Raw genomic sequence first — 23,646 nt, 5'->3', positions numbered from 1 at the left:
AAAGTTTACACAAAATAAGCAATATAATTAAGAAATAATTCCGCGTTTTATGGCATCCAGTAGCAAATTATGCGACCAAGGATTATAACTCGTATATAAATGACCGCTGGCAATTAAACTAAATGTTTTTCCTTGTCGCACCGCTGGCAATTGTCTCCATTGCTGTCTTGCCAACAACCTTCCAAGTTCATTTGTAAGCTTAATCTTCGATAATGATTTTCCATCATATTGGAAGCTAACCAACACAATTCGTTCAGCAGCATAGGTTGTTACAAGTTGCTGTAGGGACACTTGTTGATAATGCGAAATCTTCTCTACACCTTCTGGCATCTGCAATCCCAAATCATGATAGAGGACCGAACCAAGATTACGTTGACCATAAATGTACAATTCGCCAGCCGCATTTATACCAAGAAGCAAAATACGCTCTGAACCCACTTTGTTGCGAAGCACGCTGCGCAGTTGCAGCGCCTTATCCTCATAACGGTCCAACCAATTGTTAGCTTCATGCTGTTTATTCACAGCACGGGCAATTTCCTGAAAATGATGACGCCATTCCTGCGCAAAGTCCAGCTTGAGCGTCGGGGCAATTTGATTTAATTGCCGCAGACGCGGAGACAGTTTCTCATCACGATTTCCTCTCGTAACGATGATCTCTGGCTTTGCGTCGTTCAGCTTGTCCATTTCTGGATTAAATTGACCAATCGGGACAACTTGATCCAAGTGCCTTTTTACTTGAAATGCACAATTAAGCACAGCCGCATATGGCGTTATACCGAGCGCTAGCAAATGACCTGTCGTAAGATGATTTAAGGAAGCGATTTTTTCGGTGTTCCTTATACGTTTTACATATAGAGAAGGTGCCAAACCCACCTGTGATTTAAATCTGCGGCTAAAATAAAATTCATCGCTAAAACCTAAATCATAGGCAATCATTTTGGCAGGCTCTATTCCACGTAGCAAACGGCTTTTAGCATAACGAATCCTAATATTAGTCAAATAACGCATTGGACTGCATGCAAACTGCTTTTTAAAAGCTCTAGTATAGTAATCTGGATGCAATCCAGCTATCGTCGCTAGCTGTTCTCTAGTAATGACTTCATTAAAATGCTCCTCCATAAAAACAACCGTTTCCTGAAGCCGTTCAACCAAGGTTTGACGCACTACTTCACCCGAAGCGATCTCATCGTCATTTTTTCGCTCTGTCATCGACGTTTCCCTCTTTCCATAAAACCATAAATGATAATGATTATCAATATCATTTTATACAAAAACGGGCAAAGGTTCAAGATCAAGACTTCTATCTTTCCTCATGTTCCTTTCAATCTCTCACCAAATCGCCGTCATTGGTGAAAGCTCATTAAACGATTTTCTATTAGATGCAAATGAGAGCAAAATTTGTAATTCTTAAATAAACTTCCATGATTTATCAAATCATCTTTTTAAAGAACTTATTTTAACTTCATATTTATTTCCATATGTTCTTGGTGATGGAATTTCTTCCTTTGGTCCATAATATAACAGTTTAAACTCGTCATCCTTATACTGAATAACAAAAAGATCATCGAACTGGTCAAATGTATTTTTATTTATCGATATAAAACTATTATCCTGTGCAGTTGTTTTAACACTAATTCTTCGTCCGTCCTTAATGACATCAAAGCCATGTTGATTGGTCACTCTTGCAAGCTCACCATTCGTGTAAAGAACACAGTAAAATTCGCCTAAACGACCGATAAGATGCCTTAGTTCAGTTGCCTTGCATCCTAGAACATTCATTTCAAATCGAAGCATTTCCATGTAATTTTCATATAGCTTCTGTATTTGCGAAATTCCTATTGTTCTTTGTTCACTGATTTGTTTGTTTGGATAAAGAATTAGTTTCCCATTGTCCCATTCTCCCACAACCGCTTCATAATCTGCTCCTTTTGGCTTGTGAAAGATGAGTCCTGTATATGGATAGTTTTCACCTACATACCTATAAGTACTTCTGTTGATATAAACAAACAGATGTTTATTAAAAATTGCCCCTTTGTTATAACGGTTGTAACAATAATCTGAAAGAATAATGCTACTCGGATTTGTATTATATTTTGTTATTAATCTATCTCTTATCTCTGCAAACGTAAAGGTATCTCCCATTCTTTCTCTAAGAGCTTCTTTAAGTTGTTCATAAATAGTCAGCAAAGCACTCACCTCATTAATGTGAAATTTTAGGAATCTTTTATATAGGACAAATTTGCATCAATCTGCTCCCTTTGTCTCGAAAATAACACAATTGTTATGAAAAAAAAGTAAAATTACCGCAGTGATTTTTTTACATCTTTTAACTATTTTTAGATTCAAATACTGAAGCTTATCTAACGTAATCACAAGCACTAGATTGGCTTTAGTTACTTATGCTAATTGAGCGTTGTTCAATCTCAACTTTTCCTCTCTTTAGAACATAATAGAAAGCCACTTAATTATCGTGAGGAACAGCGGTTTTACTTTTCATTTTAACAAGTATAGATATGTTTAAATAATACCGTTTTGCAGTTTTAAATTTTAGCAATTTGGCAATAATGGTTTGTTAGAAAAAATTTAAACCACCAGTTTACACTGATGGTTTGATGATAGTGTTCGTTCATTATTAGACAGTTCTTAAATTAAGTTTTTTTTGGATTATTCCATGAAACAAAGATTTCCCACGAAATGAGCCAAAAATCAACAAAGCTAAATGGAAGATTCTTTCTTTTCGCTCATTCCTTCGTTATTTTTTGCACTGCCTCTTCAATTTCTTCTATTGTCCTGCCAATGCCAGACTCAACTGCTGCAACATAGGCTCCTTCCAATATTGGTGCATTAATGACTTTTACATGATCATATCCGCACAGCTCTATCGCTAGCTCCGCATTCATCTTAGCACTGCCCAAATCATAAAATAAGAGTACCCCTTTTTCACTATATGCCCGCTCAATTGCATTGTTTATCTTCTCTACACTAGTGCCGATCTCATCATCTTCTGTTCCACCTGCTATTTCAATTGGAACATTATGAACGACCTGCTGGATAATTTCTTGTATACCCGCTACCACTTTGGAGCTATGGGAAATAAGAACAATTCCGACATTTGCCATCTCATTCCTCCCCTTCTTTTAAGACCTCTGCTAATGAAGCGAATAAATAATGGGAGGAGACAGAACCTGGATCAAGATGACCGATGGAACGCTCTTTTAAATATGCTGCACGTCCCTTTTTCGCCATTACATCTTTTGTCGACTCCATCGCATTTCTGGATATTTCTTCTAACGAGAAACTTTCTACAACATTTTCATTCTTAAAAAGCTCAACAACTGGCGTCCATACGTCAACAAGCGTTTTATCACCTAGTTGGGCTTTGCCTCTTTGCAAAATACCGTTAAGCGCATCTTCAAGAGCATTTTCTAAAGCTTGTTTATCCATTGCTTCTTTTCCTTTTACGGACACCGACATTTTTAGGAAAGCGGTACCGTACAATGGACCTGATGCTCCACCTACCTTTGATAACAGCGTCATGGCAACATCCTTTAATAAATCCTCTACAGAATTATAAGATGTACTCGTGATTTTCCCGATTACTTCCTGAAAACCACGGGACATGTTAATCCCGTGATCACCATCACCAATTGCTTGATCTAGTGAGGTTAAGTATTCTTTATTTTTTTGAATCTTTTCATTCGTTTTTTCCAGCCAGTTTATCACTTCTTGAATGCCTAATTTCATCGCTCTTCCTCCCATTTACTAGTTGCGAAATGCTGGAGCTTGTGATTCCGCATTAAGCAGCTCTTTTAATTCATCATCAAGTTTTAAGAGGGTCACTGAGCAGCCAGCCATCTCCAACGAAGTCATATATTCACCAACAAAGGTTTTATAAATTTCGATCCCTTTTTCCTTTAGGATTTCATTTACTTTTCCGTTCACGATATAAAGCTCCATTTCAGGTGTTGAGCCAAGGCCATTGATCATCACCGCTACTTCATCACCACTGTGTAAGTTCATATCATCTAAAACCTTTTGTGTTAACTCTGTCGCAATCTCATCTGCTGTCGTGATCGCTTTTCGCTCTGTTCCCGGTTCTCCGTGGATGCCCATTCCTACTTCCATTTCATTGTCAGCCAGTTCAAAGCTTGGCTTTCCAGCGGCAGGAACTGTGCATGGACTTAACGCCATCCCCATTGAACGAACATTCGCAACCACCTTTTCAGCAATAGCCTTTACCTCTTGCAGTGAGCCACCAGCCTCAGCTTTTGCACCAGCAATTTTATGAACAAAAATTGTACCAGCAATCCCTCTGCGTCCAGTAGTAAAGGAACTATCCTCTACCGCAACATCATCATTGACAATCACCTGTTCCACTTCAATTCCATCTGCTTGCGCTAATTCAGCAGCCATTTCAAAATTCATAACGTCGCCAGTATAGTTTTTAATGATTAAAAATACACCAGCACCACCATCTACTGCTTTAATCGCTTCATAAACTTGATCAGGAGTCGGTGAAGTAAATACTTCCCCACACACCGCTGCATCTAACATCCCTTTTCCAACATAACCTGCATGGGCAGGCTCATGTCCACTGCCTCCACCACTAACCAAACCAACTTTTCCAGTTGTCGGAGCATCCTTCCTCACAATTACTGTTGTATTTGGCACCTGTTTGAAACTGTTTGGATAAGCAGATACTAATCCTTTCAGCATATCTTGTACTACCAAATTAGGGTCATTAATAATCTTTTTCATTATTATCCTCTCCTTTGATAACTGCAGGCTAAGTTACCATTTTTATGAAAACCCTTTCAATAACTTCATTCTATTACAAAAGTGAGAGAAGAACTACTTTAAAATTCATACTTTTTATGAAATAAAAGTGAAAACTTTAATTGCTGGAGGTTCTGGTTAACAATCATACGAGGAGAAACGTTTATTATCCTGTTCCAAAAAACTCGGTTGCTAGTTTAATAGTTTCTTCCTTTTCAGGCATTACATATGGTTCACTTTGACTTTAATGTCGAAAAACGAAGCTATCTTCCCTAAACAAAAAAGACGGCGAGTGAAGTTAGCATCATACTCATGCAAACATCACAGGCCGCTTTAAAGGCTTTAGACAAAGAATAATCGTTAAAGGCTCTCTACAACTCGTTACTTATCCCGTAAAATAACTGTTCTTAACGGACCATACCAATGGACTTCAAGCCCAAATTCTTCGGAAAAGAAACGGATCGGAACCATAAAACGCTCATCTTTAATATATGGCGCAATATCAAGCTCTTTCGTGTATGTCTCGTTGCCCTTTACAACTTTCATCGTTCGGCTTCCTACCCTCATTTCAATTGAGGTATTTCCTTTTTCCAGAGTAACAGTTTGCTTTTGATAATTACTCGTATAACCAAAAGCTTCAACAACAGCACGAACTGGGACCATCGTCCGGCTGTTATTTTTCAGTTCAGGCTGAGTATCAAATAATATCAGCTTCTGACCGTAAACAACCTTGATCTCATTATTTCGTGGAAGCTCAGGCAATTGATACAGGGACCATTTTTTAATAAGATTATTTCCTGAATCGGCAATGTAAACCTCACCATTCTCATTAACAGCAACATCGGTCGGCTCATAAAATCGGTTCTGACCATTTATACCATCCCGATCTCCTGCTTCTCCTCGCTCGCTGCCGGCAAGTGTCATCACAGTACCTTTAAACAAATAGCGGATCGCATGATTGCGACTATCTGCAATAACAACGCCTCCCTCAGCCGTCACTGCTAACCCTTTTGGTCCATTGAAACGCGCTGTCTGTGACGCTCCATCAACAAAGGCACCTTCAGCAAACTGCTCTTGTCCTCTTTGTGCCTTCTTTACCGCTGCAATATCACCGGCAACAGTGCTCACCTTATTGGTTGTAAAATTAAGATAACGAATGAGATGGTTACCTGTATCACTAACATAAAGATTTCCCGCTGCATCCAACGCCAAGCCGGATGGTTCATTAAATTTTGCCTTCGTTAGCGCACCATCTGCGTAATCACCTGCTAATAAAGGGACACCCTCTACCGCTTCGATATAACGCGCTGAAGCCGCAGTCAACGTTTCCACTTCTCCTGCGACGATTCGTCTAATGAGATGATTACCACTGTCAGCTACATAAATGGTTCCATCCTTAGCAACAGCAACATCGGCAGGATGATTAAAACGAGCCTTTTTACCGGATCCATCACGACTACCAGCAATGCCATCACCGGCTAACGTCGTCACTTCTCCTTCTGGAGATATACGCCGGATCGCATGATTATTTGTATCAGCTACATATACAGAGCCATCTTCTGAGACAGCGATTCCCTGTGGACGCTGGAACGCCGCTTCCTTAGCTGTCCCATCTAACAAAGCCCCAACTGGCAGACCAAAACCGTCGACTGGCAATCCTTCAATTCCAGCATACGTTGTCACCTGCTCTCCTTTTACACGCTTGATTAACTGATTGCGTGTGTCAGCAACAAGCAGTGTTCCATCGGGCGAGAAAGCTATTCCTTGAGGCATTCTTACTCCTGCCTCAAGCAACTGCCCATTTTCATGTGTATACTGTCCACTCCCAAGATAGGTGGCAACATCTGAAAGAAGAGCACCATCCTCACCATAAATTGCCTTAGGGGCAGCCACTACACTTCCACCGCTTCCCAGCCATACGATTGCCAGAAGCAAAAAGATTTTTATTCTCTTTACCATCGTTCTCCCTCCCAACTTCCATAGAATTTCTTCAGCCACATATTAACCTAATTGCAAACGTAAATTGTACGTCATATTTGTCCAAGTGAAAATTGACTAGAATGTCGACACAACTCGTCTACTCTCTTCACCGGTCATGTCCCTCTTCTTACAAGTGAAAGTCATTTTCAGCTTCTTTCTTCCCTAATCATTTCATCCCAGCCATCTAACTCTACTTATACCGAAAAAGAGCAGCTTGCATAGAAGATTCCACTTGTTCAACATAGAAAACCCCATATGTTCCGTTAAAATCTTCAATCTCTGCACTTGCTATTCCATTCTCAACTGTCGTCGGTATATATATCCATTCTCCATCATCAATTTGTTGGAAGATCCCTACTTCACCTGCATTAGCTCCGTCAGTTACATCGAAATTCAGCTTTACAGTCGCTCCTCCTATTTCAAACTGTCTGAAGGTCAATACTGCTCCTGCAGGTTCAAGACCAGTCACTGTTCGTTCCTCATCTGTAAAATCAAACACTGTAACATTTGTCTCACTTCCATACGGCACCTCTTCGAGCCCTATCACTTCAATTGAACCGTCACGCAATGGAATCACTGTCTGCTCAAGACTCAGTTCAATCACTTCCCCATACGGGACATACACGAAGACATCAAGTACGACTTCTCCTCCGCCAACAATCGTGCCGCTGAGTGTATAGTGACCATACTTCGATGTATCCAAATCGCCATCCCATTGTACTGATACCTCACGTGTCGTGCCATTACTCATTCTTACCTCGACAGTCGCAGGAGGAGTAAAAATTTCACCCGTTTCAATCTTCACCGGCTCTGGTTGGGTAATATCAACAATAGTTGGGGGCGGAGATGGCGGAGTGCTTCCTCCCCCTGAACCACCACTTGGCGGGCTTGATGGTGGCGGTGGCACTGGCGATTGTCGTTGCTCCCGCTCCTGTTGAGCCTGCTCCCGTTCCTCTGTACGTTGTCGCTGCGAGTTTTCAAAGCGCATTCGTTCTGCTTCTGACAACTGTTCGAGGTAACGATTGACTGCGTTATTTTGCGCTTCCTCTAGTGCCTGCCGGTTTGCTTCCTCCTGTTGACGGAGTTGCTCCTGCACTCTTTCTAATAGTTCTCTGTTTTGCTGCTCATACTGTGCCTTCTGTTGCTCCCGTTGTTCCTGCTGCTCCCTTTTTTGCTGATTCAGGCGCTCCCGTTCTTCCAGCGCCTGCCTTGCCCCTTCGCCTCTAGGGTCCTCCAATGGCGGAATGCTACCGAGATCAATTCTGGGAACAGTTCCTTGCCTATTGATTTCCTCAATCAGTTGCTCTGCACGTTCTCTATTTACTGTTCCACTTTCCAATGTTCGTTTTACGATATTCTCGATAAGGTTATCTATATTTTGCAGGATTCTGTCAACATCCTCGGGGTCCTCTCCGTTTTCATTCATCTCAAACCATTGCTGGGCAGCATAGCCTTTTAATATTTCCTGCCTCATCTGTTCATTTTCCTGCTCAATTCTTTCCTTATTCTCTAACATCTTGTGAATAATTTCATCATTCATTTGGCCAGTAAGCTCGTTAAGATCCAGTGGTGTAACAACTCCTGACGTCCCCTGTGAAACGTCCGTGTACAAGTCAACCTGTTGCCCAGGCAGCACTCTTAACGGTGGCGTAGAAGACTGGCGCGGCGACCCCGTATTAACCACTCCTGAATAAACATAAACAGATGGAAGCCCCGTAACCGGATCAATAGAGATTGAAAAATGAGTTCCCCGCGCAGAAATAGCTGCTGCCGGGTTGACAATTTCAAATGTATCGGCCGATTCATATAACGGTTCCACCTCTGCATAAGCCGCTCCTGCCAGCACACGCAACCTCGTTTGTTTTACACCATTTCTTTCAGAAAGCGTTTCAGCAAACAATTCCGTATTTCCAATCAAAACAAGGGAATCGTCACGATCCGTACTGCTGATTACCACCGAGGAACCCTCACCAGTACGGAGCCTATCCCCCTCTTGAAAAACTGTTCCTTGATATGCTAATATTTCCTTTACCCCAGCCGCCTTCTGAATGAAGACATCACCCACAATGCTGTCAACAATAAAAAAACGCTCTCCCTTATCGGTAGCAAAACCCGCTGGTACCATACTAAAAAAGATAAGGAAAAAGACTAGCGACCTAATAAAACCACTTACAAAATGATTTCCTGCTTTACCTTGCATACGTTTTACCCCTCTCAGAAATTTCTGATATTTAACACCAAAAAGGTTTTTCTCCCTCCCCTTATGTAGTCAAGCGCTAAATAAAAACAGCCTTGAACCTTTTGATTTGTTCATTCTTATCAGTTGTCATCTGGAAATATTGTTAATCAATCCTTTCTATTTTTATATTTCACGCTACAAAACTACACCATCCCACTCGCATTCAATAGCCTTTTTCCTGAACTCTCTTAACTTTTATTTAAGTGCTAGAGTCGATAAAGCCATACTATTCTTAATTATATTTCTATCTTTTCTCACAATGATAGTAGACACTTTTATGTGTACCTTATATGCTACAAAAATTGGATCGCAGACCTTCTGAACTTAAACTGAAGAATTTAAACTTAGCGATCAGCGTGCTCATTCCCCCTAAAATAAAGGAAGTGGAACAAAATAGTTCGTTTTGCTCTACTTCCTTTATTATTTTTGATAGGTATTCAGTAAGTAGCGTGCGGATAGCTACTACTTTCAAAATCTTGTGAACTCATTCCACAATTCCTAACTCGACATCGCCCTTGGCGAGACTCGTAATGGGAATTGATCAGCTCCATAGCTAACAGTTTCTGCAATTCTTTACTCGGCTGCTACCTGAGTTTGTCCTCATAAGCCCTTCATGCGGACACGCTTCGCTCTTTTTTAGCTTTCTCTGTCCTCATGAACTCAAACTACGTTCATTACCAGCTTCCCCTATTCTCTTGAACCGTTCTATGAGGACAAACGATATCCTATTCTGCCCCAGCTTGTTCTCCATGGATCAGTAGAATCGAAACTATGACAAACTAAAAAAAGGAGATTACGAATCTCCCCTTTACCCGCTTCAAGATTAGCCATTATTTTCATCATCGCCTAATCATTTCTAAAGTTAGTTAAATATAAACCTACTACACCTCGCAATTACCATCTTGCCGTTACCATTTTTCTTCTTGTGTAAAATTCTACCCCATCCGATCCGTTAGCATGTAGGTCTCCATAGAAAGAGTTTTTCCAGCCAGAGAATGGGAAGAATGCCATCGGTGCAGGTACTCCAATATTTACTCCGAGCATTCCCACCTCAATATTCTCCCTAAAATACCGAACATTATGACCACTTTGCGTAAAAATACATGCCCCATTGCCGAAATCAGATTTGTTTGTTAAGGCAATGGCTGCCTCTAGACTTTCCACTCTAACAATTGATAGGACTGGTGCAAATATTTCTTCCTTCCAAATAGTCATATCAGTCGTTACATGATCAAAGATCGTTGGTCCTATAAAATAGCCATCATGATGGTACGCTTCATCTTTACTTCCATCGCGGACTAATTGTGCCCCTTCAGAAACACCTAATCGTATATAATTTTCTGTTCGATTTTTATGCTCAGGACGAATCACTGGTCCTAAAAATACATCCTCCTCTAAACCATCACCTATTCTAATTTCATCTGCACAATCCTTTAATTTTTTCACGAGTGGCTCCACCACTTCACCTACCGCTACAACGACTGAACAAGCCATACATCTTTCTCCTGCTGATCCATAAGCGGCGCCTATAATCTCCTTCACAGCTGCATCTAAATCTGCATCAGGTAACACGATTGAATGATTTTTTGCTCCTGCTAATGCTTGAACTCTCTTTCCGTTCGCACTTGCTTCTTTATATACATATTCCGCTACTGGTTGTGACCCTACAAATGAAATAGCCGGGACATCTTCATGTTGTAATAGACTATTTACCACATCATGGGCACCATGTACAATATTGAGGACACCATCTGGTAAACCTGCCTCCTTAAATAATTCCGCTAATCGATTAGCTAATAGTGGTGTACGTTCACTAGGCTTTAATACGAATGTATTTCCTAAAGCAATCGCTAATGGGAACATCCAACATGGTACCATCATTGGAAAATTAAAAGGAGTAATTCCTCCTACCACTCCAACTGGATAGCGATACATTCCAGATTCCATGTTCGTTGCAATATCAGGTAACTGCTTCCCCATCATCAGGCTCGGTGCTCCTGCGGCAAATTCAACACATTCGATACCTCTTTGTACTTCTCCATATGCATCTTTATAGGTTTTCCCATTTTCTATAGTGATTAGTTTTGCAAGATTACTCCAGTTATCCATTAATAATTGTTGATACTTAAAGAGGATTCTTGCTCGTTTCGGAACCGGTGTCTTGCTCCAAATTTTAAAAGCTTCCTTTGCAGCTGATACAGCATGATGGACATCTTCTTTAGTAAATATAGGTACTTGTGCTATTTCTTCTCCTGTTGCAGGGTTAGGGACAGAAAGATACTGTGTAGCACAGCTTTCTTTCCATTCCCCATTAATAAAATTCTTTAATTTACCCGTCATTTACTTTCACCTCTTTACTTTTCCTTGAGTATTACGAGTTTGCTTGAAATACCTTTTTTAACACATTGACGATGAAATTTAGATCCTCATCTGTACTGGATAATGGCGGACAAATCGTTAAAATATTGTTAAAGCCTGCAACGGTATCTCCATTCTTTCCGATAATTAATCCTAAATCCCTGCACTCTTTTATGATTTTACTTACCCTTGTAGGGTTTGCTGGCTCCTTCGTTTCTTTATGCTCGACTATTTCGATTCCCATTAAAAATCCTTTATGGCGAATGTCTCCAACATGTGGATGGTTCTCTAACTCTTGTAATCCTTTATATAATTTATCTCCAAGCACTGCCGATCTTGCCACTAAGTTTTCTTTTTCCATAATTTCAATATTCTTTATTGCTAACGCACAGGCAGCTGGGTTTCCTCCAAATGTATTAATATGTCTAAAATGGCTGGTTTCATTACTGGACTTAAAAGCTTCATATATTTCCTTTCTTACGGCTGTGACTGACAATGGAAGATATGCACTTGTAATCCCTTTAGCCATCGTAATAATATCCGGCTTTATACCATAATGCATAAACCCAAACATTTTACCTGTTCTTCCAAACCCACAAATGACCTCATCCATGATCAGTAATACATCGTGCTTTTGGCAAATTTCATATACTTTCTCAACATAGCACTTATGTGGGATTAACATCCCCCCTCCTGTTATAATTGGCTCCATAATGAGCCCGGCGATGGTCTCTTTTTGCTCCCATATGATTTTCTGTTCGAGTTCTTCCGCACATTTCAAATTATATTCTTCTACAGATAGCTCTTTAGGCCTTCTAAAATTATCGGGAGGAGCAACGTGAAGGAAACCGGATGATAATGGTTCGTATTTATATTTTCTCAACGCTTGACCAGTTGCGGACAGTGCCCCCATTGAACTACCATGATAGGCTCGATACCGTGAAATAAACTTATATTTTGAAGGAGTTCCTTTTTCAGCATGATATTGACGCACTAGTTTAAATGCAACTTCATTTGCATCCGATCCACTATTACCATAGAAGAATACATAGTCATCATCTAAATATTTATTCAATTTTTCAGCTAGTTCAATGGCAGGTACATGACTTTGTGTCATCGGAAAATACGCCATTTTTTTTAATTGTTCATATGCTGCAATTGCTAATTCTTCCCTTCCATAACCTACATTTACACACCATAATCCTGACATACCGTCTAAATATTTATGGCCATGATGATCGGTAATCCAAGACCCTTGCCCTTCATATGCAATTAGCGGTGAATGATTTTCTGTATACGGAGTAATATGATGCCAAATGTTCTTCTTGTCTTTCTCTTCCAATGACATGCTATTCTCTTTCACAATATCACTCATCTCATTTTCAGCTCCAATCGAATGATTTTACACTTTGTAATGTGTTTAAGTAGCGCCCGTTCTATGAACTGACTCTTATCACGACACGGTCTACTTTCCATTGACACAAAGGAATGTCTATTTAATAATAAATTTACAGACTATTTGTACTTTTTTCACTTTACACATTGTTAAATCTTATCCATTTTCCTTAGACAAACGGGAGGGATTGCTGTTGAAAAACAATTTTAGTCTTACTGTTCGGGATGTACTAAACAGAGAAACATTCCGATATGCGAAGCTACTTGCAGGGGAAGGTGGTTTGGATAAACAAATCAAATGGGCCCATATACTTGAAACGAAAGACTTTGAGTCTTTATTAAATGGAGGAGAATTAATACTTACTACCGGTTTAGGACTAGAACTTGATTCCTCAAGCAATCATAAAACATACGAGCTACTCATGAAAAAGAATGTGAGCTGTCTTTGTATAGAAAAAGGCTCTTACTTTCATACCCTTTCTCCAGAAATTAAACAGTTAGCGGATCAAGATGATTTCCCAATTATCATTTTTGAGAAAGTCGTTAAGTTTGTCGACATTACACTAGATTTACATACATTAATCATCAATCAACACTACCAGATGTTAAATCAACTGAATGAAATCGCAAAAGAATTTACAAATTTATCACTCACTCATAATGGAACACTGAAAATTTTGCAAAGATTATCAAACTACCTTCACAAAAAGGTCATCTTTATGTCTAAAGATGAACAAAGCTTTCACTATCCGCCGGAAACCAAACATTTCAACAATCTCTTACAATCGAACTATGATAAATTACAACAAGTGAAAGAGCCTGAGATAAAAACCATTGAAAACCAAGATATTCTTATTTACCCTTGTATTGGTTTAGGACAAGTATGGGGTCATTTATGCCTTGAAGTTGCTTCTAAAGATGATAATGAGTTCACCCTATCTGTTCTAGATCGTTGCGCTTCTGCAATCGCACAAATTTTATTACGAAATCGAACGATAGAGGAAAGAAAACTTAATCAAGAAGATGAAGTGGTTCAAAACTGCATTCAAGAAAAAAAATATCCAATTGAAGAATTAATGACTCTTTTTCCATTTCCCAATCATTTTAAAAATGATTATCAATTTAGAACGATTGTTATCCAAACCGATTTCGAGAAGTTGGTTACATCGACAAATGAGTGGGAAGAATTAAAACTACAATTATCTCTTTCGATTAGAACGTTGTTCTCTCAACAAAATTTCGTGCCTATTATTTCTGTTAGAAAAAATCAAATTGTAATAATTTGTTTTTCGCAAACAAAAGAAACCATTGCTGAAAACAAAAACAAATTACGGCATCTAAGTAAAAAAATCATTTCCCTACTATCTGGAAAACAACAACAGAGAAACACTTTTGGCATTAGCCGATTGGATACAGACATTTCCTTACTTAAAAACTCTTTTTCAGACGCAAAGAAAAGTATAAGGTTGCAAGAGGCCAACCTCATTTCTTCTCCATTTTATGAAGATATCGGCATTCATCATCTTTTCTTTCAGCTAAAGGATAAAGACGAATTAACAGCTTTTATAGACCAACATATTGGTCCTTTAATTAATTACGATAAAGAGAATGACAGTGATTTACTCCGCACTCTTTCAACTTATTTAGATTGCCTCGGTTCAAAAAAAGAAGCGGCCGAACAATTATTCATTGTTAGACAAACCCTTTACCATCGGTTAGAAAAAATTCAGCAATTACTTGGCAACGACCTATTGGAGCCAGCAAGTCGCTCAGCGATTGAAGTTGCCATAAAAGCGCATTACTTCCAACATAGTAAAGCGACGTAATCTACCAAATCTGACTCTAAACGCATGCCATTTATCCACAGGCATGCGTTCAATCATTTCTCACGTCTAAAACACGTTTATAAATGGTATACTGCCAGAATCTAAGACAGAACATCTGTTTATTTGTCATACCTTAAAGCAACATTTTTCAATTGTGTATAATTTCTTAATGCTTCAAGCCCTTTTTCTCTGCCAAAGCCACTCTTTTTGTATCCACCAAATGGCATTTGGATGCCACCGCCTGCACCATAATTATTGATAAAGACTTGGCCACTGCGGACTTTATTGGCTAGTCTATGGGCTCGCTTCACATCATTTGTCCAGATCCCCGTCACCAATCCGTATTCCGTATTATTGGCAAGCTCAAGCGCTTCTTCCTCTGTTTCAAAACTAAAAACAGATAATACAGGTCCGAAAATCTCTTCCTGAGCCAATTTACAGTCTGGATCGATATGATCCAATACCGTTGGAGCGAAGTACCATCCGCCTTCACAACCTTCTATCTCCACTGCTGTTCCCCCTGTTAATATCGTAATTCCTTCGGCTTTTGCAGTTTCAATAAAAGATTCAATTCTCTCAAATTGCTTTTGTGATAAGATTGGACCGATATCTGGATCGGCCACACCTGGACCGACTTTTAGCTCTTTCATTCGACGAGCCACTTTAGCTACAAACTGATCTTTAACTGACGCTTCTACCAAAAGTCTTGAGCCAGCCGAACAAGTTTGGCCTGCATTTTGAATAATGGACTTAACTACCCATTCAATCGCGGCTTCTTCGTCACAGTCGCTAAAAACGATATTGGGCGATTTTCCGCCAAGTTCAAGCGTTACCGGAACGATGTTTTCTGCTGCAGCTTTCATCACAGTCATCCCTGTTGCTACAGAACCTGTAAAAGTAATATGATTGATGTCATGGTGTTTACACAATGCTGCTCCTGCCTCATATCCATAGCCTGTAATAATGTTCAAGATCCCTTTCGGCAGCTTCGTTTCTGAGAAAATTTCTGCTAGCTTTAGGGCCGTTAATGGTGTATCCTCTGCTGGCTTTACAACACAAGCATTGCCCGTTGCGATTGCTGCTGCAACACTTCTTGAAATAATCTGGATTGGATAATTCCACGGGATGATATGTGCCGTCACGCCTATTGGCTCCCGAACTGTATAATCGATGATCCCATATTCAATCGGGATCGTTTCTCCTAAAATTTTGTCTGCCATTCCCGAATAGTATTCAAAATACCTTGCAGCGGCCTCTACATCCACATATGCTTGAGAAAGGGGTTTTCCCACATCAATCGCTTCCAACTGCGCCAATTCATCTTTAATTTCACGTATTTTAGCTGCCACCTCTAACAATACGTATCCTCTTTCATGTGGACGAAAGTTTTGCAGCCATCCTTCTGATTCAAAAGCCATCCGAGCCGAACGAACCGCATGATCAATATCCTCTTTGTTCCCCATTGGTACTTTAGCGATTTCATCACCAGTTGAAGGGTTTATAACCGTGATCGTCTTTCCAGAGATGCTGTCTACCCACTCCCCATTTACGTACATTTTTAACATTTTCACGTCTACATGCTCCCTTCCAAAAACACTTTGTCCAATCAGGCTTTGTTTCATGCAAGTTTAAAGACCCCTTCCACCATCTACATGCAAGACGGTTCCTGTGACCATCCGCGCTTCATCGGAGCATAAATATACTGCTGCATTAGCAATATCAATAGGTTCGATCAGCTTGCCTAAAGGAACACTTTGCTTAAATACATCATCTTTCATTCTTTCTATATCTGCTCCCACAGCAGCAAACTGTCCAAGCATTTGCGTATCACTTGGTCCTGGATGGATAACATTTACTCTCACATTTTTCGGTGCCAATTCAATCGCTAATGCTTGAGAAAATGCAACAGTTGCTCCTTTAGATGCTATGTAAGAACTTAAACCAGGTCGGGGCCGGACTGCTGAGATCGATGCTACATTTACGATAACTCCTTCACATTCGGCAAATGCTCGAACCACTGCACGATTAATCAAAAAAACCGCCGTCGTGTTAATAGCGATTATGCGATTCCACTCATCAATTGTTACTTCCTCAACTGGTGTTGATTTTTGAGCAATCCCTGCCATATGTACGAGACCGTCCAATTTGCCAAATGTAGCAATGGTTTGAGCTGTAACATGGTCTACATCTTTCTCATTCGTCAGATCCCCTTCTACAGTCAAAAGTTGTTTGTTCTGCTTAAAAGGCTCAGAAAATGAAAGGTCACAAGCCACTATATTAGCTCCTTCTTCTAAAAAACGTGCAACCGTTACCTTCCCCATTCCTCCTGCTGCACCGGTAATCATAAATGTTTTTCCAGCAAGTCTCATTATCTATCACCCTTTCATTCTATTGTTCAAAGATCATGGAAGTTTCATATTCATTCCACTTCACAGACTCCTTTCCTTAGAACGCCTATGTTTATTTGCTGAAATCCTCTCTATAATCGCTTGACCCATCTCAGCAGTTGTAGCTGTTCCTCCTAAATCTGGAGTCAATACTTCTCCATTCCTTATCACTTGTTCGATAGCATTCATAATCGTGTCTGAAAGATCCTTACGCCCTAGATGTTCCAACATCATTGCTGTCGACCAAATTTGAGCGATTGGATTCGCTTTACCTGTACCAGCAATATCAGGAGCCGAACCATGTACTGGTTCAAACATTGATGGGAAATCCCCGTTTGGATTTAAATTTGCAGATGGTGATATCCCTAACCCACCAACGAGTGCCGCTCCTAAATCAGATAAAATATCTCCAAATAAATTGGAGGCGACCACGACTTCAAATGTATGAGGACGCTGAACAAAGTATGCGGCAAGAGCGTCAATATAATTTTCTTCAAGTTTAATTGCAGGAAACTCCCGTGCTACCTCTTGGACTGCTTCATCCCATAATTTCATTGTGTGAATAACAGCGTTTGATTTCGTTCCACTTGTTACCTTTTTCTTTCCTTGTTTAACAGCATATTCAAAGGCAAACTGAGCAGCTAATTTTGTCCCTTTCCGAGTTATAACCGTGTTTTGAATCGCCATTTCTTGGTCCATTCTTTGATAAAGGCGTCCACCGCTGTTCGAATATTCCCCTTCAGCATTTTCGCGAACAATGACAAAATCTATATTCACATCATCGTATCTTGTTTGGATACCAGCTAGTTTTTTTACTGGACGAAGATTAATATATTGCTGGAATTGTTTACGAATCGGCATAATTAAATCCCAAATGGTAATTTCATCAGGAACACGTTCATCACCAATGGCACCAAATAGTATGGCATCATAGTTTTTCAACGTTTCAATGCCATCCTTCGGCATCATCCTGCCATGCTGCAAATAATAATCGGCATTCCATTGATAAATATCGGTGTGACATGTAAACGTGGAATCTTGCTTTTCTAGCACTTCCAGCACTTTCAAAGCTTCCTCCATCACCTCGGGTCCAATTCCGTCTCCTGGAATAACCGCAATTTTATAATCCTTCATACCCATATTCTCCTCACTTGCTCACTTCTCGATTTAAAAACAGCAATGCGGCTGTCCGATAGATTTCAGTGGTTTCTACCAGTTCATCTATATCCACATATTCATCAATTTGATGAGGAACTTCCCGATCTCCAGCACCGGTTGTCACAATAGGGACTCCGGCCAAATGCAGGAAAGTTCCATCTGTTGCACCAGGGACTCCATTGTAAATTGGTTTTTTCCCTGTTACGGTTTCATAAGCTTTTGCAACAGCCTGAACTACAGGTTCGTCCTTACTCGTTTCCGTCCAAGGGCGATCCTCAATGACCTCGAACTCTGCCTTAAAGTCCTCGTCTTCCTTGGCAATCCGGTCCAATATACTTTGGATTTCTTTCTTGATGGTTTCATGTTCCTGCCCTGGAACAGTTCTGACATCAAGTGTTGTCATACACTGATCAGGAACTACATTGATTTGCGCTTCTCCTCTAACTGGTGCTTGGAGAATAGTAGGGGTAATGCTCGGCCAGCCAAGTTGCGGATGACAGCCTAATCTCTCTTTTTCACGTTGTTCAAACTCTTCCAATGCACAAATGATCTTAGCCATTCGGGTATTCGGATTAATTCCACTGAGTGGGATAGCACCATGAGCCATTTTTCCAAAGACACGGATAACGATGCGCATCGCACCTTTCTGAGTCACGCATACTTGATTTTCCTCCGGTTCACAAATGATCGCTCCATCTACATTTTCCGCCCAACCTCGCCTAATAAAATGCTTGATGCCAATCATCATTCCCTCTTCATCACATGGTATACAAAGGATGATTTTCCCTGACCACTCCTCTCGATCTCTTAAAAGGGAATGAGTTGCTGTGATCATACAAGCCAGATTTCCTTTCGTATCATTCGTTCCCCTGCCATACATGCGCCCGTTCTCCATAACTGCTCCAAACGGATCATATGACCATGCCTTTCGATCTCCCTCGGTAACCACATCTGTATGACCTTCAAATAACAACGTCGGACCTGGCTTACCAGAATCAACGATTCCAATTACATTTGGTCGTCCAGGCTCAACCTCTTCAACATGTACTTCAATGCCTAATTCTCTTAAATATTGGGCAACGAACTTTGCAACTTTTTCTTCGTTTCCTCCTTCAATACCGGGCCGGTACACACTCGGAATTTGCACTAGTTTTTTCGTTAATTCAATCACATCCTCTCGATCTCTTACTCTTCTATTTACATAAGATTGTTTAATAGACGGCATGTTATGCTCCTTTCTTTTTAAAAAATTCGAAAGGTGGATACACGCTACAGATGATGCCTTTTTTCACACATATCAATTAGATTCTCCACCTCTATATTTTTAAGCATGTAATTTATTCGTACTGCTAAATGAGGCATTTTCGGTCAAGAAACTAACAAGAACAAATGCAATGAGTGAAAATAATATTGGAAATACAACAGAATGAACACCCATCATATTCGGCGCAAAATTATGAATAATAATATAGGAGGAAGAACCAACAATCATTGAGGCAAGTGCACCATGTTCATTTCCTCGTTGCCAATAGAGCCCCATTATGACCGGCCATATAAATGCAGACTGTAAGCCGCCAAATGCGAATAGGTTCAACCAAATTAATAAATCCGGTGGACTTAATGCGATCGCAAACACTAAGATTCCTAATACCGTGGTCACACTGAAACTAACTTGTTTTATTTGTTTATTCGTTGCTTCCGGTTTGATGAAATTTAAATATACATCCTTTACTACCGCGGAGCTTACTAATAACAAAAGGGAGTCCACCGTGGACATAATCGCTGCTAGTGGTGCCGCAAGTACGACGCCAGCAAGCCATGGTGGTAGTACTTCCATCGTAATCATAGGCATAACGGTATCCCCAACTTCGATGTCAGGAAGAATCGGTCTTGCAAATACCCCGATTAAATGCATCCCAAGCATGATAAAACCAACAACAATCGTTCCAGTAACAAGTGCACGATGCATAGCTTTTGAGCTTTTGTACGACATTGCCCGAACCGTAACCTGCGGCAACGCAACCACCCCAACACCTACTAAAATCCAGAAGGAAGATACATAAGCTGGAGTGAGACCACCATCATGTCCGAACGGAGTTACGAGATTTGGATTTTCCGAAACAAGTTCTGCCATAATATTCGAAATACCACCACCCGCTATAATAGTGCCAATTAAAATAATAAATGTACCTACAAGCATTACGATCCCTTGGATTGTATCGGTTACAGCGACAGCACGAAAGCCACCGATAATGACATAGATAATGACACAGATTGCAAAAATAAACAGAGCAGAGGTATACGAGAGACCTGTTATCGATTCAATTAATCTAGCCCCGCCAACCCATTGGGCTGCCATTGCAGAAAAGATAAAGATAATAATGCTAAATGCAGCTAAAATTGAAACAGATTTATTGTTGTTATAGCGACTTCTTAAAAAATCAATAAGCGTGATCGCCTTATATTTACGAGCATATATGGCAAATTTTTTCCCAAGAATTAATAACGTAAAATAACCTGTCGCTACTTGGGCCATAGCGAGCAAAACCCAGCCCAATCCTTGAGTATACGCAGTACCCGGACCACCGATAAAACTACTCGCACTACCATATGTAGCCACCATCGTCATCGCTAAAATAAAACCACCTAACTCCCTGCTTCCAAGGAAATATTCCTGCAAAAAATTAGTAGAATTCTTGAGATAACGGGAGGACCAAAAACCGACAACAAATATTGAAATCACAAAAATAACTAATGGAAACATTACTTGCCAGTTCATCTATTCTCCTCCTCTTCCTCAAAACTTACTTCCGTTAAAAACCCTTTTACAACAATGATTACAAGGACAATCATTAACAGCGTCCCCACAACACAACTGTAAAAGAACCATGCCGGCAACCCGAAGACATATGTATATTCTTCAGGAGGAACAGAACCTAACCCGTATGCGAAGCCATACCACCATATAAAATTGATGACAACGAGACCAACCCCTATTAATGCTTCTTTGTTAGCTATTTTAAACCTTGGATCATTTTGATCAATCTGGCTATGCTTCATTCCCGTTTCTCCCCCTTCAATTCAATAGATCAAACTAATTAGTTTTCCTCCACAGCCTTCTGTGCTTATTAAAACTACACAACCTCCTTTGCCAGCAACTGAACTCAAATAAAAGAACTTTCAATTTTTAATATACAGAATATTTTAAATTTATAGTATAATGATACCACTTACATAACATTAGACAAATCATCAAATAATCCTTTAAAATGTTGTGCAATTTGTCCACGTAGCCCGAATTCTTTAATATAATTGCATCTCACTTAAATATGGAAAAGCGGCATAAATTGGGGCTGGTCTAGTTTGCTAGCTTTATGATGAACTCTTATAGAACAATTAAAAAAAGAACCACAATTAAAAGCGGTTCTTAAAATTTTTTCTCAAATTAGGATTTTACCACATTCTAATTATCCCTTTTTTGAGGAAGCCATTCATACTCATATTATTGTATTTCTGTTACCCTTTCTGTATTTTCCATAGATCATTTGCCTTCTGTATTTTGGTGCAAATACTATGTGATGCTTACAATTCCATATTGTGTGTGCTAAACTATTCATGTCCTTCATCAGGGCATACCTCCTTCATGCGTGAGATAAAGTGGTCGAGAAACCAACTTTATCCTACCATGAAGTGAGGTTTTTTGTTACCACGCTTTAAGCTCTCTGGAACCCCCGGCATAGCCAGGTGTTTTCTAAACATTTCATTTCTTGTCTTGGCCCAAAATGCGATTAAATGTATAACGATTAGATTTAGAAGATAATTTATAATGTACTCAAAAACTCCTCGCTAAAAAAACATGTTTTTTCTTCTCAATCTTTTTTTGCGAATTTCATGCTTTGATCTTGCAATTTAATAAGTACCTTACCGAATCGTCCTCCCTGGTAAATCGTTATTTTGTTACTTGAATCATATTGATCCAAATAATCTTCAATGATACGATGTGTTTCTTCATTTATAGGAAGTTTATAAATTTTTAACCAGTTCAAAACCTCTTGAATAGCGGCATCTCGAGACAACTCAGTGACTTTCATTTCTCGAGTGACAAGCGAATGAAATGCATACCCTTTCAGTAAAAGCAGCTGCATCAAATACATCATCTCAGCACTATTGGGTTTGTTGTAAGGACTTTTTAGAAGCGGTAATAATTCATCGATAAGACTATGCTCCTTTGGACCTGCTGACAGACTAATATAACAATACTTCCTGGCGCAACTCAATACTTTCTCTACGCTCTCCCAATCCACTATCGCTGGACACATAGATACGAATACTACATCAAAGGCCCCTTCCCATCCCTGCTGTTTTATATCAATATTTTCAAAAGCACCCTCAACTATCTCTACATTATCCTTAGCCCACTTTTTGCTGTTTTCCTCTAACAGTTTCACAAATGGGAGACAAGGTTCAACGGCTGTCACTTGCGCTCCCCTTTCCGCAAAGGGAATGGAAAATCCGCCGGACGCTGCGCCTATGTCCAATACAGAGGCTCCATTAAAATCTACTCCTTGGTCTTCCAGCCAACCGATAATTCGCTCTGTTCGCATTTTACCCTCTTCGCTAAATGATTGCTCATTGTACCTTTGAGCAATTGAATCAAAAGCGCGTGTCGGCTCTATCCCCCCTTCTTTCATCGTATTTACACTTGTCGATCGATCCTCTCTCCAAGCTTTTTCCCAAGCGAATTCATTATAAATATCTTTTAACATTGCTACACACCTCTTCCTTTTATTTCAAACAATCTAACTAATCCATTCAAAGAGTTTAAAGACTCCTTTTGTCCTTAATGATAGTAAAAAAATTTATCAGCATTGAGCTTCTTTTGCAAGAGCAGCTATCGTCATACTTTTTAAGTAATCCTCCATCTTCTTTTCTGCTTGCTCAACTACCCTTTGAATTGGGCATTGCGGACCATGGTCGAAACTGCAATCAAACAAAGAAGCAGAACCTTCAATAGCATGAATCACATCTAGAAACGAAATGTTCTCCCAATTGCTTTTCAATTTATAGCCACCATTCACCCCTGGCAAGGACTCAATCATTCCTGCCTTAACAAGTTTCGTTAATATTTTCGAAAGATAGGTAGGAGAAACATTTTGTCGCTCCGCTAATTTATGAACACTAATCGTTTCTCTCGGAGTAGCCTGAGCGAGGAAAAGCATAGTATGTAACGCATAATCTGTAGCCCGAGAATATTTCATTGTTCCACCACCTTTTAAAAAGAGACTTTACTTGTCTATAATATCCTCATTTAGTTTCGCTGTCAACAAATCCGCTGTCCTGCTCCACATACGCAATGAAATCAAGATAACCGATAAGTCCTAAGATAATAATGCATTTGAACCCACCTGTGACCGTCAAGTAGAATGAAACAATTTTTGCTCGTTATTTTGAAACACTTTGTTCCCCAAATATGGTAGAACGATGCTTCATACGATAACTATCTTCATTTAAATGAATGATTTCTACT

The 23,646-nt window shown here is 39.8% G+C and carries 18 protein-coding genes and 1 pseudogene; 1 reads left to right on the top strand and 18 read right to left on the bottom strand.

Annotation, left to right across the window (positions count from 1 at the left end):
- Positions 1-27 precede the first annotated feature (27 nt).
- The 9 genes from FCJ93_RS15480 to FCJ93_RS15440 all read right to left on the bottom strand — a co-directional run bounded on the left by FCJ93_RS15480 (position 28) and on the right by FCJ93_RS15440 (position 12,728).
- On the bottom strand, positions 28-1,209 hold the full coding sequence (locus FCJ93_RS15480; RefSeq protein WP_137744096.1) for a helix-turn-helix domain-containing protein: 1,182 nt from the start codon (positions 1,207-1,209) through the stop codon (positions 28-30).
- 225 nt (positions 1,210-1,434) lie between these two features.
- Positions 1,435-2,184 carry a DUF7225 domain-containing protein gene (locus FCJ93_RS15475; RefSeq protein WP_095309422.1) on the bottom strand — a complete coding sequence of 250 codons (750 nt, stop codon included), beginning with the start codon at positions 2,182-2,184 and terminating at the stop codon, positions 1,435-1,437.
- A 557-nt stretch (positions 2,185-2,741) separates the two neighbouring features.
- The gene (dhaM, locus tag FCJ93_RS15470; RefSeq protein ID WP_095309260.1) at positions 2,742-3,119 is read right to left on the bottom strand and encodes a dihydroxyacetone kinase phosphoryl donor subunit DhaM; all 378 of its coding nucleotides are present in this window, start codon (positions 3,117-3,119) and stop codon (positions 2,742-2,744) included.
- Between the two features lies 1 nt (position 3,120).
- On the bottom strand, positions 3,121-3,744 hold the full coding sequence (gene dhaL, locus FCJ93_RS15465; RefSeq protein WP_095309258.1) for a dihydroxyacetone kinase subunit DhaL: 624 nt from the start codon (positions 3,742-3,744) through the stop codon (positions 3,121-3,123).
- An 18-nt stretch (positions 3,745-3,762) separates the two neighbouring features.
- Positions 3,763-4,758 carry a dihydroxyacetone kinase subunit DhaK gene (gene dhaK, locus FCJ93_RS15460; protein ID WP_095309256.1) on the bottom strand — a complete coding sequence of 332 codons (996 nt, stop codon included), beginning with the start codon at positions 4,756-4,758 and terminating at the stop codon, positions 3,763-3,765.
- A gap of 399 nt (positions 4,759-5,157) precedes the next feature.
- Positions 5,158-6,735, bottom strand: coding sequence for a stalk domain-containing protein (locus FCJ93_RS15455; protein WP_095309254.1), 1,578 nt, complete (start codon positions 6,733-6,735; stop codon positions 5,158-5,160).
- Between the two features lie 211 nt (positions 6,736-6,946).
- Positions 6,947-8,956 carry an Ig-like domain-containing protein gene (locus FCJ93_RS15450; RefSeq protein WP_095309252.1) on the bottom strand — a complete coding sequence of 670 codons (2,010 nt, stop codon included), beginning with the start codon at positions 8,954-8,956 and terminating at the stop codon, positions 6,947-6,949.
- Positions 8,957-9,889: 933 nt separating this feature from the next.
- Positions 9,890-11,335, bottom strand: coding sequence for a CoA-acylating methylmalonate-semialdehyde dehydrogenase (locus FCJ93_RS15445; RefSeq protein WP_137744095.1), 1,446 nt, complete (start codon positions 11,333-11,335; stop codon positions 9,890-9,892).
- 31 nt (positions 11,336-11,366) lie between these two features.
- Entirely contained in the window at positions 11,367-12,728 is a 1,362-nt protein-coding gene (locus tag FCJ93_RS15440; protein WP_137744094.1) for an aspartate aminotransferase family protein, read from the bottom strand.
- A 214-nt stretch (positions 12,729-12,942) separates the two neighbouring features.
- On the opposite strand from FCJ93_RS15440, the gene FCJ93_RS15435 reads away from it, so the two are divergent.
- Entirely contained in the window at positions 12,943-14,574 is a 1,632-nt protein-coding gene (locus FCJ93_RS15435; protein WP_170211327.1) for a PucR family transcriptional regulator, read from the top strand.
- Between the two features lie 119 nt (positions 14,575-14,693).
- On the opposite strand, the gene FCJ93_RS15430 is transcribed toward FCJ93_RS15435, so the two are convergent.
- From FCJ93_RS15430 to FCJ93_RS15390, 9 genes and pseudogenes are all read right to left on the bottom strand, one after another.
- Positions 14,694-16,196, bottom strand: coding sequence for an aldehyde dehydrogenase family protein (locus FCJ93_RS15430; protein WP_235879506.1), 1,503 nt, complete (start codon positions 16,194-16,196; stop codon positions 14,694-14,696).
- Positions 16,197-16,202: 6 nt separating this feature from the next.
- Positions 16,203-16,943 carry an SDR family NAD(P)-dependent oxidoreductase gene (locus FCJ93_RS15425; RefSeq protein WP_137744092.1) on the bottom strand — a complete coding sequence of 247 codons (741 nt, stop codon included), beginning with the start codon at positions 16,941-16,943 and terminating at the stop codon, positions 16,203-16,205.
- Between the two features lie 60 nt (positions 16,944-17,003).
- On the bottom strand, positions 17,004-18,095 hold the full coding sequence (locus FCJ93_RS15420; protein ID WP_137744091.1) for a tartrate dehydrogenase: 1,092 nt from the start codon (positions 18,093-18,095) through the stop codon (positions 17,004-17,006).
- A gap of 13 nt (positions 18,096-18,108) precedes the next feature.
- Entirely contained in the window at positions 18,109-19,344 is a 1,236-nt protein-coding gene (locus FCJ93_RS15415; protein ID WP_137744090.1) for a M20 family metallopeptidase, read from the bottom strand.
- Positions 19,345-19,443: 99 nt separating this feature from the next.
- Entirely contained in the window at positions 19,444-20,898 is a 1,455-nt protein-coding gene (gene panF / locus FCJ93_RS15410) for a sodium/pantothenate symporter (protein WP_137744089.1), read from the bottom strand.
- Positions 20,895-21,179 carry a YhdT family protein gene (locus tag FCJ93_RS15405; RefSeq protein WP_137744088.1) on the bottom strand — a complete coding sequence of 95 codons (285 nt, stop codon included), beginning with the start codon at positions 21,177-21,179 and terminating at the stop codon, positions 20,895-20,897. The genes panF and FCJ93_RS15405 overlap by 4 nt, the downstream gene beginning before the upstream one ends.
- Positions 21,180-21,640: 461 nt before the next feature.
- A pseudogene (locus FCJ93_RS15400) lies at positions 21,641-21,745 on the bottom strand (IS200/IS605 family transposase); the annotation flags it as partial.
- A 243-nt stretch (positions 21,746-21,988) separates the two neighbouring features.
- Positions 21,989-22,885, bottom strand: coding sequence for a class I SAM-dependent methyltransferase (locus FCJ93_RS15395; RefSeq protein ID WP_095309235.1), 897 nt, complete (start codon positions 22,883-22,885; stop codon positions 21,989-21,991).
- Between the two features lie 96 nt (positions 22,886-22,981).
- Positions 22,982-23,377, bottom strand: coding sequence for an Rrf2 family transcriptional regulator (locus FCJ93_RS15390; RefSeq protein ID WP_095309233.1), 396 nt, complete (start codon positions 23,375-23,377; stop codon positions 22,982-22,984).
- Between the last annotated feature and the right edge of the window lie 269 nt (positions 23,378-23,646).

It is taken from the genome of Robertmurraya siralis (genome assembly GCF_005502275.1).
GTDB lineage: Bacteria > Bacillota > Bacilli > Bacillales > Cytobacillaceae > Robertmurraya > Robertmurraya siralis.
Note: the sequence above shows the minus strand (reverse complement) of the source record. Positions and strands in the feature narration are given on the sequence as shown.

What these genes read in the sequence shown, in the direction of transcription:
- FCJ93_RS15420 (WP_137744091.1), bottom strand. Translation starts at nt 18,095, where the DNA reads ATGAAGGATTATAAAATTGCGGTTATTCCAGGAGACGGAATTGGACCC.
- FCJ93_RS15440 (WP_137744094.1), bottom strand. Translation starts at nt 12,728, where the DNA reads ATGAGTGATATTGTGAAAGAGAATAGCATGTCATTGGAAGAGAAAGAC.
- FCJ93_RS15395 (WP_095309235.1), bottom strand. Translation starts at nt 22,885, where the DNA reads ATGTTAAAAGATATTTATAATGAATTCGCTTGGGAAAAAGCTTGGAGA.
- FCJ93_RS15445 (WP_137744095.1), bottom strand. Translation starts at nt 11,335, where the DNA reads ATGACGGGTAAATTAAAGAATTTTATTAATGGGGAATGGAAAGAAAGC.
- FCJ93_RS15455 (WP_095309254.1), bottom strand. Translation starts at nt 6,735, where the DNA reads ATGGTAAAGAGAATAAAAATCTTTTTGCTTCTGGCAATCGTATGGCTG.
- dhaK (WP_095309256.1), bottom strand. Translation starts at nt 4,758, where the DNA reads ATGAAAAAGATTATTAATGACCCTAATTTGGTAGTACAAGATATGCTG.
- FCJ93_RS15425 (WP_137744092.1), bottom strand. Translation starts at nt 16,943, where the DNA reads ATGAGACTTGCTGGAAAAACATTTATGATTACCGGTGCAGCAGGAGGA.
- FCJ93_RS15390 (WP_095309233.1), bottom strand. Translation starts at nt 23,377, where the DNA reads ATGAAATATTCTCGGGCTACAGATTATGCGTTACATACTATGCTTTTC.
- FCJ93_RS15450 (WP_095309252.1), bottom strand. Translation starts at nt 8,956, where the DNA reads ATGCAAGGTAAAGCAGGAAATCATTTTGTAAGTGGTTTTATTAGGTCG.
- FCJ93_RS15480 (WP_137744096.1), bottom strand. Translation starts at nt 1,209, where the DNA reads ATGACAGAGCGAAAAAATGACGATGAGATCGCTTCGGGTGAAGTAGTG.
- FCJ93_RS15430 (WP_235879506.1), bottom strand. Translation starts at nt 16,196, where the DNA reads ATGAAACAAAGCCTGATTGGACAAAGTGTTTTTGGAAGGGAGCATGTA.
- dhaL (WP_095309258.1), bottom strand. Translation starts at nt 3,744, where the DNA reads ATGAAATTAGGCATTCAAGAAGTGATAAACTGGCTGGAAAAAACGAAT.
- FCJ93_RS15405 (WP_137744088.1), bottom strand. Translation starts at nt 21,179, where the DNA reads ATGAAGCATAGCCAGATTGATCAAAATGATCCAAGGTTTAAAATAGCT.
- panF (WP_137744089.1), bottom strand. Translation starts at nt 20,898, where the DNA reads ATGAACTGGCAAGTAATGTTTCCATTAGTTATTTTTGTGATTTCAATA.
- FCJ93_RS15415 (WP_137744090.1), bottom strand. Translation starts at nt 19,344, where the DNA reads ATGCCGTCTATTAAACAATCTTATGTAAATAGAAGAGTAAGAGATCGA.
- dhaM (WP_095309260.1), bottom strand. Translation starts at nt 3,119, where the DNA reads ATGGCAAATGTCGGAATTGTTCTTATTTCCCATAGCTCCAAAGTGGTA.